This window comes from Thiothrix unzii (genome assembly GCF_017901175.1).
GTDB lineage: Bacteria > Pseudomonadota > Gammaproteobacteria > Thiotrichales > Thiotrichaceae > Thiothrix > Thiothrix unzii.
In genome coordinates, this window is record NZ_CP072793.1 from 2,287,701 (window position 1) to 2,301,406 (window position 13,706).

At 50.0% G+C, this 13,706-nt stretch carries 10 protein-coding genes and 3 tRNA genes; 7 read left to right on the plus strand and 6 right to left on the minus strand.

Features of this window, described 5'->3' with window-relative positions; translation table 11 throughout:
• Window positions 1-22: 22 nt before the first annotated feature.
• The 7 genes from J9260_RS11390 (at window position 23) to J9260_RS11420 (ending at window position 6,206) form a co-directional block, all read left to right on the plus strand.
• Window positions 23-403 carry a VOC family protein gene (locus tag J9260_RS11390; protein WP_210217884.1) on the plus strand — a complete coding sequence of 127 codons (381 nt, stop codon included), beginning with the start codon at window positions 23-25 and terminating at the stop codon, window positions 401-403.
• The gene (locus J9260_RS11395; RefSeq protein WP_210217885.1) at window positions 400-759 is read left to right on the plus strand and encodes an MGMT family protein; all 360 of its coding nucleotides are present in this window, start codon (window positions 400-402) and stop codon (window positions 757-759) included. The genes J9260_RS11390 and J9260_RS11395 overlap by 4 nt, the downstream gene beginning before the upstream one ends.
• Window positions 760-795: 36 nt before the next feature.
• Window positions 796-2,163 (plus strand): adenylosuccinate lyase, encoded by a 1,368-nt coding sequence (purB, locus tag J9260_RS11400; protein ID WP_210217886.1) that lies wholly within the window; start codon window positions 796-798, stop codon window positions 2,161-2,163.
• Between the two features lie 2 nt (window positions 2,164-2,165).
• Window positions 2,166-3,314: a cupin domain-containing protein gene (locus J9260_RS11405; protein ID WP_210217887.1), complete on the plus strand. Its 1,149-nt coding sequence runs from the start codon at window positions 2,166-2,168 to the stop codon at window positions 3,312-3,314.
• A gap of 172 nt (window positions 3,315-3,486) precedes the next feature.
• Window positions 3,487-3,783 (plus strand): hypothetical protein, encoded by a 297-nt coding sequence (locus J9260_RS11410; protein ID WP_210217888.1) that lies wholly within the window; start codon window positions 3,487-3,489, stop codon window positions 3,781-3,783.
• A gap of 213 nt (window positions 3,784-3,996) precedes the next feature.
• Entirely contained in the window at window positions 3,997-4,698 is a 702-nt protein-coding gene (locus tag J9260_RS11415) for a response regulator transcription factor (RefSeq protein WP_210217889.1), read from the plus strand.
• A gap of 41 nt (window positions 4,699-4,739) precedes the next feature.
• Window positions 4,740-6,206, plus strand: a complete 1,467-nt coding sequence (locus J9260_RS11420) for an ATP-binding protein (RefSeq protein WP_210217890.1) — start codon at window positions 4,740-4,742, stop codon at window positions 6,204-6,206.
• Here J9260_RS11420 and J9260_RS11425 read toward each other — a convergent pair.
• From J9260_RS11425 to gltX, 6 genes are all read right to left on the minus strand, one after another.
• Window positions 6,203-11,071 carry an alpha-2-macroglobulin family protein gene (locus J9260_RS11425; protein ID WP_210217891.1) on the minus strand — a complete coding sequence of 1,623 codons (4,869 nt, stop codon included), beginning with the start codon at window positions 11,069-11,071 and terminating at the stop codon, window positions 6,203-6,205. The two genes, J9260_RS11420 and J9260_RS11425, sit on opposite strands and share 4 nt — an antisense overlap.
• A 119-nt stretch (window positions 11,072-11,190) precedes the next feature.
• Window positions 11,191-11,266, minus strand: a tRNA-Glu gene (locus tag J9260_RS11430).
• 48 nt (window positions 11,267-11,314) lie between these two features.
• Window positions 11,315-11,390, minus strand: a tRNA-Glu gene (locus J9260_RS11435).
• A 246-nt stretch (window positions 11,391-11,636) separates the two neighbouring features.
• Window positions 11,637-11,712: transfer RNA gene (locus J9260_RS11440), tRNA-Ala, on the minus strand.
• Between the two features lie 45 nt (window positions 11,713-11,757).
• Window positions 11,758-12,207, minus strand: a complete 450-nt coding sequence (locus tag J9260_RS11445; RefSeq protein ID WP_210217892.1) for a CBS domain-containing protein — start codon at window positions 12,205-12,207, stop codon at window positions 11,758-11,760.
• Window positions 12,208-12,285: 78 nt separating this feature from the next.
• Complete coding sequence (gene gltX, locus J9260_RS11450) at window positions 12,286-13,704, minus strand: glutamate--tRNA ligase (protein WP_210217893.1); 1,419 nt, start codon at window positions 13,702-13,704, stop codon at window positions 12,286-12,288.
• Window positions 13,705-13,706 lie beyond the last annotated feature (2 nt).

A 13,706-nucleotide genomic window follows, 5' to 3' on the forward strand; every position in this document is an offset into this window, starting at 1 on the left:
TACCTGCCCTTTCGGAATTCATATGCGTATTCTTGCCTTACACCATGTCAGCATTATCGTGAGCAACACCGCAACCGCGCTGGGTTTTTACCGCGATTTGCTAGGCTTAGACGTAGATGATAGCCGCCCCGACTTGGGTTATCCCGGCGCGTGGCTGCACATTAATGCCGCACAACAAATTCACTTACTCGAAGTCCCCAACCCCGAAAGCGGGTTAATCCGCCCCGCGCACGGCGGGCGTGACCGCCATTTGGCATTGTGGTGTGACGATTTGGATCAGCTTGCCCAGCGTTTGGAAACAGCCAATATTGCCTATAGCCGCAGCAAATCCGGTCGACAAGCCTTGTTTTGCCGCGACCCGGACGACAATGCGGTGGAAATCATGCAACACCCTGCTCCATGAATACCGCTAACACCGTCAGCAAACACCAGCGCATTTACGCCGTAGTACGCCAAATACCGCAAGGTTACGTTGCCACTTACGGAGACATTGCGGTGCTGGCAGGTTTGCCCGGTCATGCACGCTTGGTCGGCTACGCACTACACGCTTTACCCGAATTCAGCGATGTACCTTGGCAACGGGTCATCAACGCCAAAGGCACGATCAGTTTAGGACGTGCGTACCCCGGTGGCGAATTACACCAACGTCACTTACTGGAAGCGGAAGGCGTAGAATTTGACGCAAATGGGCGCATCGACCTGCGACGTTTCCGTTTCAAGCACGCACAAGTCACTGCTAAACTGCCCGATTTGCGGTAAACTTCGCACTTTTGCAAGCAACTCCTAGGATACGGCATGGAACTCTCTGCACTGACCGCACTTTCCCCTACTGATGGGCGTTACGCCGACAAAACCAAGGCATTGCGCCCGTGGTTTAGCGAATACGGTTTGATTTATCACCGCGTATTGGTAGAAATCCGTTGGCTGCAAATGCTGGCTAATCACCCGCAAATCGCCGAAGTTCCTGCGTTTTCCGACCAAGCCAATGCATTTTTGGAAAGCATCCTCAGCGCATTCAGCGAAACCGATGCGTTGCGCGTCAAAGCGATTGAGCGCACCACCAACCACGATGTCAAAGCGGTTGAATACTACCTCAAAGAAAAAATCGCCGGACAAACTGAACTCGAAGCCGTTAGTGAATTCATCCATTTCGCCTGCACTTCCGAAGACATCAACAACTTATCCTACGCGCTGATGCTCAAAGGCGGCATGGAACAAGTAATCCAGCCCGAACTCGAAAAAGTCATCCAAGCGTTACGCACCCTCGCGCACAGTTATGCTGACATCCCGTTGCTATCGCGCACCCACGGGCAACCCGCCACGCCGACCACCTTAGGCAAGGAAATGGCAAACGTTGCCTATCGCCTGCAACGCCAGCAGCAACAAATCATTGCTGGACAATACTTAGGCAAAATTAACGGTGCGGTCGGCAATTACAACGCCCATTTGAGTGCTTACCCTGACATTGACTGGCAAGCCGTTGCCGAACAATTCGTCACATCACTCGGTTTAAACTGGAATCCGTACACCATTCAAATTGAACCGCACGATTATATTGCGGAAAACTTTGATGCTGTGGCACGTTTTAATACCATTTTAATCGACTTCTGCCGCGATATTTGGAGTTATATTTCCTTGGGTCACTTTAAACAAAAAGTGATTGCGGGCGAAGTTGGTTCTTCCACTATGCCACATAAAGTCAATCCGATTGATTTTGAAAATGCCGAAGGTAATCTCGGAATTGCCAATGCATTAATGACGCATTTATCACAGAAGCTACCTATTTCACGCTGGCAACGTGACCTTACAGACTCCACCGTGTTACGCACGCTGGGGGTAGGTTTAGGGCATTCATTAATCGCTTACCAATCCGCACTGAAAGGCATCAGTAAACTGGAAGTTAATGTCGCCAGCACTGCTGCTGATTTAGACAACAATTGGGAAGTCTTAGCCGAGCCGATTCAAACCGTAATGCGCCGTTACGGGATTGAACAGCCTTACGAAAAACTCAAAGCGTTAACCCGTGGTCAGCGCATTACCCCGGAAGGCTTGCGCGAATTCGTCAATACGCTGGACATGCCACAGACCGCAAAAGATGCACTGATTGCGATGAATCCCGCAACCTACATTGGCAACGCCGTTGAACAAGCGAAGAAGATCTAACTATGTTTGGTGACATCTCCATTGAAGTATTTCTGCGTGACTATTGGCAGAAAAAACCGCTGCTCATCCGTAACGCTTTTCCTGATTTCGAGTCGCCGATTACGCCGGACGAACTGGCAGGGTTGGCCTGCGAAACCGATACCGCACGGATTGTGATTGAGAAAGGCGGGAAACACGCATGGGAAGTGCGCCACGGTGCATTTGACGATGCAGATTTCACCAACCTGCCGGAAACGCACTGGACACTGCTGGTCAACGATACCGACCAGCATTTAGCGGAATTGAAAGCGGTTATGGAACCATTCCGCTTCATTCCCGACTGGCGCATTGATGACCTGATGATTAGCTTCGCAGTGGAAGGCGGTTCGGTAGGCCCTCACGTTGACGAATACGATGTATTTTTGATTCAGGCGCAAGGGCAACGTCGCTGGCAAATTACCACCCAACCTGCCAAACCTGATAATTTTTTAGCGGGTCTGGATCTGCGCATTATGCGTGATTTTGAAGCAGAGCAGGAATGGGTCGTCAACCCCGGTGATATGCTGTATTTACCACCTAATGTGCCACATTACGGGGTTGCGCTGAACGAATGCATGACTTATTCCGTGGGTTTCCGTGCGCCTTCGCAAGCTGAAATGCTGGAAAATCTGGTCGAAAACCTGCTGGAAGACCCGCGTTTAAAACAGCGTTTCAACGATAGCGAACGTGAGTGCCAAGCACACCCCGGTGAGTTGACCGCTGGCGACATGGAACGCTTAATTGATTTCGTGGTAGACGCACTGCCACAAGATACCCAAGCATTGCAATTATGGCTGGGTAAATACCTCAGCCAACCCAAAGTGGATAATAATGATACATTAGAACCGAGCTGCCTTAGCAAGGCCGAGTTAATCAAATTAATTAACCGCCGCGCCACCTTTGAAAAACTACCGGGCATTCGTTTTTTATACTTTATTAATGATGACGAAATTTGTTTGTTTGCGAATGGCACATTACACAGAGCGGCGGCTGAGCAATTGCAATTCATACAATACTTATGCAATACCACTATTTTCAAACACAATAGCTACAAAACCTATCTACAGGACAAAAATGCACTGGAGCTATGGCGTGATTTACTCGAAGCAGGATTGATAAATATCAATAATTAAGCAGAGTCAAGACTCATTACTTGCTTTTATGGCTTAAAACACCACCGTTAATCTGAAATTCAGCATTAGCTAATTAAGATGTAGCCATTAGTATTTCGTATAAAAGCAAGATGTGAGGGTTTTGTCGATGGGAGTACTAGGCTAAGATTTTTTATTAACAGGGGAAAAACGTATGGGTTGTCAAAAATCCATTATTGTCGTGGGCGGTCTTATCATCGCCATTGTGTCGTTATTGTCAGTGTCGCCTGCTATCCATGCAGCCGATACGCAGTACAAAATTGCTATGAAACGTAGCAATCCAGATAAACCACTGACTCGTGATGAAGTGCTTTCAGCAGTCGAGACGCGCTATAAAGGCCGGATCATGTCGCTGCAAGCCAAGCCGAGTAGTGGTGCGCCGGATTGCCACATTGTGCGCATGATGTCACTAACTGGTGAGTACATGACCATAAACGTTGCTTGTGATTAAGTACTGGTGGCGAGGCTACTACAGCCAAACCTAAGAGCAGATGCCCGGAGAACTGAGGGAGTATCCGGGCATTTGTTTTTGTGGAAAGGCAAAATGATGGTTTTTTATTCCTGATAAGCTGGTGTACAATCTGGGGCGAGCGGCTAAATCCATAGCAATAAAGGGCAAGCACGCTTGAATTAACTGACTGATTAACTTTAAAGAATAACTGTTATGCGTGTACTTATCGTTGAAGATGAAAAAATTATCCGCGAGCAGGTTGCTGATGATTTAAAGAAGAATGGTTTCACCGTGGATGTCGCGGCAGATTACTCCCAAGGGCTTTACGTTGCGTTGGAGTATCCTATTGATGTTGCGGTCATTGACCTAGGATTACCCAGCACCAAAGGCGCACCGGTCAACAATGAACTGGGCTTGGACATTATCCGTACCGCCCGCGCCAAAGGCAAAGATTACCCCATTATCATTCTGACAGCGCGTGATCGCTGGCAGCACAAAGTCGAAGGCTTGGAATCCGGTGCTGACGATTACGTCACTAAACCGTTCCACACCGAAGAATTGGTGGCGCGTCTGCGGGTGCAATTGCGCCGTACTGGACGTTGGACGCAAGCGGAATTGAGTTGTGGTCCGATTCGTTTAAATACCTCAGAGCAACGGGTTCACGTCAATAATGACGAAGTTACCCTCACCGCTTACGAATACCGCGTCTTAGAACACCTGATGCTACACGCTGGCGAAGTGGTTTCCAAAACCCGTCTTACCGACAGCCTGTACGAAGAAGATGCTGACCGCGATAGCAATGTGATTGAAGTTTTCATCCGCCGCTTACGGATTAAACTTGACCCGACTGATACCCTAAAACCTATCGAAACCTTACGCGGACGCGGCTATCGCTTTACACTCACGCGCACCTGAGGTAAAACGACCTGGTGAATAAACAACCAAAAGTTTAGGCTATGACAAAATCATTACGCAGTCGGCAATTAATCAGTGGTTTTGGCGTTATTATGGTCGGCATCGTAATGCTGGGCAGCTTGCTTTTATGGCGCACCTACCACCACAAAATTGACCAAAAAGAAGACGAAATCAAAGGTATCTCGTTCAATATTCTGGGATTCTTAGAATTTCGTGACAATAAGTTCATGGTGGTCGACGACCCTGCGATGGAAAAGAAAGCGCAGGAAACCATTGACGAACACCGCCTGAATGACCCGGCTCGCGAACGTTTTGCTTACGTTATTGACGTGCACACCCAGCAAATCATTTGGAGTTCGCAAAGCACCTCAGAACCGGGCACACAAATTAATCCCGACCGTTACCTGTACTTTGATGTCGACAGTGAAGCGCAGGGTTTTGAACCTCTTGTGGTGATCAAGCAACCTAAGCCGCCGGTCATTAACCCCGAAGGACTCGCCAACGATGCTGCTGCACGTAAGATTTACGAGCGTGCTTACCTGTTATCTGTACAAAACTTCCACCTAAAACCGGGCGGGGTTTACCAGTTTATTGTGGGCATGTCGATTGCGGACGTGGAAAGGGACATGGAAACCATGCGGGGTTTCATTGCTATTTTGCTGTTCTTTTCAGCCGTTTTAGTATTGATTGCGCAAATGGCTCTGAGTTTTTGGGTAGTAGCCCCTATCAAAGAGTTTGAGGATGAAGTTAAATCCATTGAAACGGGTGAGCGCGAAACCGTTGATAAAAGCTACCCGGATGAACTGACCCCGATCAAGAACGCGCTGAATAGCTTACTGGGCTACGAAAAAGGCCAAAAGCAACGCTATAAAGACTCGCTGGATGACCTCGCCCACAGCATTAAAACGCCGCTGGCAGCGATGCAAAACCAGTTGGATCAGTTGCAACGCGAAGCCGTCGGTAATATGCAATTTGCCCCCGGCCTAAAAGTGCTGGAAATCCAAATTGAACGGATGCGCGAAATCATTGCGCACCAATTACGCCGTGCAATGGTCACTAACCATAGTGCCATGATCATGGCGCAACCGGTGCGTCCGATACTGTTCCGGTTACGCGATACCTTGCAAAAAGTTTACCGCGACAAAAATTTCGAGTTTCGGATTAATGTCGATGAATACGCCAAGTGCCGGATGGATTCCGAGGACATGATGGAGTTACTCGGTAACTTGCTCAATAACGCCTGCCGCTTCTGTAAAGATGTGGTGGAAGTATCAGCACATCACGAAAACAATATGCTGATCATTGATATTGACGATGACGGCATGGGTTTTCCCAGCGATGACCCGTCGAAACTGTTACAGCGCGGCATCCGTGAAGACAGCAAAAGCGAAGGCCAAGGCATTGGTTTAGCCGTCAGTACCGAAATCATTTCCGCGATTAACGGTAAAATCGAGCTATTGGTATCGCCGTATGTGGGCGCACGGGTACGTTTACACCTGCCGGTTTAAGGGGGAATGGATAATTTACCACCGGCAAGTCCCACACCATTAATTGCTGGGCGATACAACGCATCAACACGCGGCGGCGGGATCATTGCATCCCCCGCTGCCACCACCCGCACCCGATAAAACAAACGGTAACGCACCTTCGCTTGCAACGACAATGCCGCAAGGTAACGGTCTTTGCCCAGCACTTCGCTATGCGGCCTCGTGCCTTTAAACAGTTCCGCCACGGTTCGTTCACTGCCTTCCAGTGGTAAACTCGCCAAACTGTCATAATCCCCCAACGCGGTATTTTCGATCTCAAAACCTGCCGGTAACATATCCACTACCAGCGCGTCATTGACCGCTACATCACTGCGCACCGTCAATTGCGTCAGTAATAAATCACCTACTTTGATGGTTTCGGGGGCAACACGCTGCCCTTGCATCGTATACCATTCGCGCGTTACCTCAATCGGATCACTGTCCAACGCCGGAATCGTGCTGGGGTAGCCATCCACTGCCACATTCACAAATACGGATTGTTTGCCGGTAACGGTTAATTTAGCCCCTAACTGCAACGCTTCCGCGCTTAATGCCTGCGCCTGCATTCCTTTTCCACTCAGTAGCGTTTCCTGATTACCCACCACTAATTGCGCTTGCCAAGCTTCACCACCCGCCGCTTGCAACTGCAAACCCAGCAAACTGGTAAACAGCAATTCCTGACTACTGAGCGTCGTGCGATTATGCAAAGCATCTGTGAGTTGGGTCACGCGGCTCGCTTGTTGCGCAATGGGCACTTTATTGCGTAATAACAAGTGCAACATCGCTGCCTCATCGCGCAAGCTGCTACCGTAATCACCAGCGTATAATTTATCATCACGCACCACCGCCAAACCTTTCGCAATGGCTTCCGCGCCGCGTTTCGCATCGCCTAACGCATTCAGTGCCAAACCCAAATGCACCAATGGCAAACCTGCTTGCGCACTGCCCTTTTCTTTATCGTACATCGCCTGCAACTGGCTCAAAGCCACCATCTGTTTGTCGTGACGCGATAACACATACAGTGCGTAAGCACGGGTAGCAAAGTCCAAATGCGCAGGAATCTCAGAAAAGGCGTAACGTGTTTCCACCGAAGGCGCGGCAACACTCAATTGCGCGACTAATTGCCGAGCAGCACGTTCCAACAAGCCAAACGGTAATTTAATTCCCCTTGCTTTCGCATCGAGTAAAAAATCAACGGCATACGGCGTTAACCAATCATCTTCCGGCGTATCTTCGCGACCATTCCACAAACTAAAACCACCACTATCAAGTTGCTCCATTGCTAATTGCAACACGGCAGCATTGACTTGCGCATCACGTTCCGTCGTGGTTAACGGCTCCAACCCCAAGCGTTGCGACGCTTTATCATCCAATAGCAAGGTTAGCCAAGCACGACTGATGTGTTGCTCCAAGCCCACCGCAGGTAATTGCAACAAACGCTGCACCACACTACGCAATGGCAAGACCGGCGCAGGGGCAAGACTCAAGTGCGCTTGCACACCTTCGGGAGCAAACCCTTGCAGCGTGCTGGCATCAAGAACCCACGACTCACCGGGTTTCAGTTCGCGCCGCTGACTCGCGTGCTTTTCCGCGAATGCAGGACGCAACACAACAGGCACTTGGCGTTGGGTACGAAACGTTGTGCCGGTGAGCATCACGTTCACATTCCCTACCCCCAGCGTTTGCCGAGGCAATACGGGCACGCGCCATTGCTGCGCTTGACCGCGCTCTAAAACCACTTCATAAAGCTCTGGTGTTAAATCCAAACGCGAATCGGCAGTCATTTTGAGTTGCACTACTTGAGTCGTATCGGTGGTATTGCGCAGCCCAACCGTTACCACACCACGATCCCCACTGGCTAAAAATGCCGGTGCGCTCACTTGCAATGCCACCGGCGATGCCACTTGTACTTCGCGTTGCGCACTACCGAAACGATCTGTCGTTGCAACCACTGCCATTAATCGCAGCCGACCTTCAAATGCAGGCAACGGCACATCAATACGCGCCACACCCGCGCTATCAAATGCCACTGCTTTACTAAACACCGCCACACTCTGCGCTGGCAATGCGGCATTCAAAGCTTGCGCGGATGATGCAGATTCGCTCCCGGTCACTATTGGCTCGGCTATCGCGCCTTCCCCGCCCTTAATCAAATGCCCGTAAGCATCGTGGACTTTTACGCCGTAAGCGTGTTGCGCAAAATAAAAGGCAAACGGGTCGGGGGTTTTAAACCCGGTTGCCTGCAACACCTCGGCATCCACCGCTGCCAATGTCACCACGGCGGACTGCTTTGCTAAATTATCGACCCTGAGTGTCACGCTGGCTGTTTGCTCCGGCAACCATTTATCATCCGTCTCCAAGGTCACTTTTAACTGACGTTCCACACGCTCCAGAGGCAAGAACATGGCTCCAAATGAACGGCTCGGCTGCTGATTTTGCGCTTTACTCAAAGGGTGAAACGCCGTCACTGTCACGTATAAATCATGGCGATTCCAAGCTTTTTCCAGTGGAATGCTAATACTCGTGCCAGTGGTGGGCAAACTCACATGCTGCGACCACAGCATCGACTCACCTTCCACCGCAACAATCGCTTCACCTGCCAACGGCGGCGTAATGTGTAACCTTGCCTGTTCACCCGCACGATAACTCGATTTATCTAATGTTAAAGTAATCTGATCAGGACGCTGCATCGTGGTTTCAGCTTCCTCCCAACCAGCCTGAAACGGGTAAACCGCTTTCAACCCGGTTTCAGCATCCTCGACTTCCAAACGGTAATGCCCCGATTGCACCGCAAATACCACATTGCCACGCGCTTGCGCATCCAAACTAATTTTTTGCTGGATCATTGGGTAATGTGTCACCAATGCGCGACGTTGCCAGCCTTGTGTCGCGTGATATTCCGCCAAGTATTCACGCTGCTCACGCACCAATGTCACTGCCAACGGGCGCGTTCCCACACTCGGCTGCCCCGCCGCATTCACCCGCACCAATGAAAAACGTGCCTCGCTATTGCTTGCCACCCCGTCATCGTCAAATAAAGGATCAATCCCAACCAAACTTTGCTCGGGCCAAAAATTTGCCTCCAACGCTTGATGCGCACTGCGTCCACCCGGCTCTTGCAACTGCCCTTCCACACCTAAGGTCAATGGCGAATTCACCTTACCTGCAAACGGTGGTACTTCCAAAAATGCCCCGCCAGTTTCATTCAAGATCAACGCCGGTAAATTCGCCCGCCCCAACCATTGCGCATCCGCCGGATCACCAAAATAGTAAGTCTCGAAACCTTGCAACGGGTGACGATTCAACTGTGCAGTACGCACCGCACTAAACGCATTGCCACGGGCAGGCACACCATGCAAATAATCACCTTGCACCGCTACCAGCCACTTCTCTGCATTTGCCAAATGCTTGTTTTCTGAAGTCAGCGCAAGCTTCATTCGCTCCGGTAAAAAGCTTTCCACCCGAAATGCTAACCGTGCCGCAGGCTGGGCATCTTGCGGATTCAAACGCACTTCCGCACTCCATTCACCATTTAACGCAGTCTCTGGCAAAGTCAGTGCGTATTCAAACAAGCCTAATTTTGGGTAACTAGCAGTCAACGCTTCCTCTGTCCAAACCTTACCATCAGGGCGCACAATCCGTAATTGCGCACGATCCATTGCCAACGGATAACCATCGCGGTCACGCAACAACAGCGAAAAATCCAGCGTTTCACCCGGACGCATCCAATCACGGCTGCTGTAGAAAAAAGGAGCCAACGCCCGATCCGCCAAACCCTGCACCGGGTATTCCGCCAAATCCAACGGTGCGTCACGCAAATCCAAAAACGCAAACTGTCCATCGCGCATTGCCGTTAACAGCAAATCACCTTGCGGACGGTGCATAAAGCTCACATGCCCATTCTCATCGCTGCGCTGCTGGCTAGATTCTTTATCACCCTGCAATTGCAAAGCCACGTCTGCCAAAGGCTTGCCCGAATCCAGTGCGTGCGCAAATACTTCCAAACCACGCGGATACAAGCGCACATGCAAACCGATATTCGTCACTACAAACGGGCTAATCCGATACGCCGCCTCGTTAAAACGCCCGGGTTGACGCATAACCGCAAAATACACGCCCGGTGTTGCTAACGCCTCGATATTGCGCAATGGAATCACCAGTGAAGTCCGTGCATTTTGTTTCGCATTGGTCGCATAACGCTGTGAAAATACACTCTGCGCCAACGGATGAATATCTTCCAAATGCCATTGACGCAGGCGATCACCTAAGCGAATACGTTTCAACACCTCCGCCAGTTTTTCAGGTTGAACCCGCAAAAACTCCAGATCCACTTCCGGCACATTGACCACACTAATCGGTAAACCACCGTGCAAGGTTGCGGGTAAAATACTACCGCGACTCGAAAAATCAAAAGCGGGCTGAATAGCACGTGTCGTCACCAACTGATTCACCGGCTGCATCAGCGGCACATTATTGTTGCTGACAATACCGGGACGAATTTGCACCTGATACTGGGTTTCTGGCTGGATATTACTGAAATACAAACGGCGGGGTTCTCGGGCTAACTGCCACTGACCGGCAACGGCTTTGCCATCACTGGTCAAGGTAATGAATGCATTAAAATCGGTGGTAGGTTCTAAATCTTGGGAAAAGGTAATCGCTAACGCGGGTTGCCCATCCAATAAACGCTCGGTGATGTCCACCAGCAACATTTGGGTTAAACGTTCTTCATTGGTATAAGTGGGAATGGCTTGCTGAGCGGCCTCGCTCGCACGCAATACAGGAAACCACGCGCTTATCAGCAACGCCAACAGCGGCACAAACCAGCGATGAATACGGCAACTCATTGTTATTTCATCCCTTTGATCTTAATCGACACCATGCATAGGGCGCATTATAGACTGTTACGAGGACGAAGCATTAACGAAGGTGATGAAAAGAGGAACTGAGGTGAGAAGAGGGAAAGTGGCGTCCCCACGGGGATTCGAACCCCGGTACTCGCCGTGAAAGGGCGATATCCTAGGCCACTAGATGATGGGGACGCTGTATGAAACCCACAAGATTGCTAAGCAATCATTAGCTTGGAAAAGTGGCGTCCCCACGGGGATTCGAACCCCGGTACTCGCCGTGAAAGGGCGATATCCTAGGCCACTAGATGATGGGGACGCTGTGTAAACTTCCAAACCTTACTGGTTATTGCCTCTAGGGGACAACAACACTATGGTAGATAACCCAGCGAATGTTATAACAAACCCTAAAGGTATCACCATGAAAAAAAACTGTGCCCACTCATCGTAACCGCCGTTAAACATCAATCCGAAACCTAATACTAGGCTAATGAATGTTAACAACAATCCTACAACGAGCACGATTCGACCAAATAGTACCACTTTCATTCCTGCTGGTCAGATTTGGTGGAGCTAAGCGGGATCGAACCGCTGACCTCTTGCATGCCATGCAAGCGCTCTCCCAGCTGAGCTATAGCCCCACGGGCTGAAAGAGAGGCGAATTCTGAAGGAATCCGCCCCGTCTGTCAAGAAGCTTTTAAGGAATTTGCAAAAATTGCTTTATGCACATCGCCGAGGCTAATGATGCCGACTAACTTGCTGCCTTCCAAAACAGGAATACGACGGATTTTCTGCACGCACATCATGGAAACAGCTTTCATGACCGGCATTTCTGGCGTTGCGGAAGCCACTAAACGGCTCATAATATCGCCGGTTTTCAGAGACAGTGCATCCGTATAGTCTTTCTCCATACGTTCAAAATCGGGCACGCCCTCTTCTCTGGCAACGTCAGAAATGTCTGGGAACATTTTCCGCAGCACATCTTTTTCAGAAACCACACCAACGACGTTATTGTTAGCGTCGACAACAGGCAACCCACTGATTTTATTGAAACACATTACTTCAACAATGCTGCGTACCGGTGTATCCGCCTGAGCGGTTTTTACGTTGGTATTCATAATGTCTTTAACTTTCATGCATCCTCCTCATTTAAATATCTTGGTAAATGAACATACCACGAAAATACCCCAATACCATATGGCTTTTAGGGTAGTTTAGACTGTAGTAGCATTCTGACGGATAAATTGTATGGCTCGCTCAATTCGCGCCAGACTACGCTCACGACCAATCAATTCCAGCGTAATTTCCAACGACGGTGAAGAAGCACTGCCCGTCACTGCCACCCGTAATGGCGGCCCTACTTTACCCAGTTTCAAACCCAAGGTTTCACAGGCAGCTTGAATCGCACCGTGAATTGCTTCGCCCTGCCATTCAGCTAAGCCTTGCAGAGCCGTGTGTACCACCTGCAAGGTGTCAGCAGTTTCCGGTTTAAACTGTTTTTGGACGGCGGTTGCGTCGTATTGACTGAACTCTTCGTAGAAATAACGGCTGATCGCGACCATTTCCACCAAGGTTTTGGCGCGTTCACGTTGTGCGTTGATCACGGCAGTTAACGCAGGGCCAGTGTCTGTGGCTAGTTGCTGTGCGGTTAAATGCCATTGCAACTGTGAGGCGATTTCTTCAGCAGGCAAAGTTTTGATGTAGTGCTGGTTCAACCACAGCAATTTGTCGGGGTTAAACGATGAGGGCGCACGATTGATGCCTTCAAGGGTGAAGTGTTCAATCATTTCTTCGCGCGAGAAAATTTCCTGGTCGCCGTGTGACCAACCCAAACGCACCAAATAGTTAATCAGTGCTTGCGGCAAATAACCGTCGTCGCGATATTGCATAACGCCGACTGCGCCATGTCGTTTGGATAAACGTTGCCCATCCGCACCTAAAATCATGGGTACGTGTGCAAATTTTGGCGGTTCAAATCCCAAGGCACGCATAATATTGATCTGGCGCGGGGTATTGTTGATGTGGTCATCGCCACGAATGACATGCGTAACCCGCATATCAATATCATCCACCACCACGGTCAAATTGTAGGTCGGTGTGCCGTCAGAACGCGCAATAATCAGGTCGTCTAACTCGGTATTGCTGATGACAATCTTACCGCGCACCAAGTCGTCAATTTCGACCACCCCGGTTTGCGGATTGCGGAAACGAATGACCGGATCAATACCAGCGGGTGGCGTTTCATCCTGACGTTCGCGCCACCGCCCGTCATAACGTGGCTTTTCTTTACGCGCCATTTGCTGTTCGCGCATTTGTTCCAGCTCTTCCTTGCTGCAATAGCAACGGTAGGCGTGCCCGCTATCCAGCAATTGCTGAATCACCGCTTTGTAACGATCAAAGCAATGGGTTTGGTAAAAAGGGCCTTCGTCATAGCCTAAATTTAGCCATTCCATCCCTTCCAAAATCGCATCCACCGACGCTTGGGTAGAACGTTCACGGTCGGTATCTTCAATACGCAAGATAAATGTGCCGCCCATTTTACGCGCATACATCCAAGAGAACAGCGCGGTACGTGCGCCACCAATGTGTAAATAACCGGTAGGGCTAGGGGCAAAACGGGTTCTGACGTTCATGC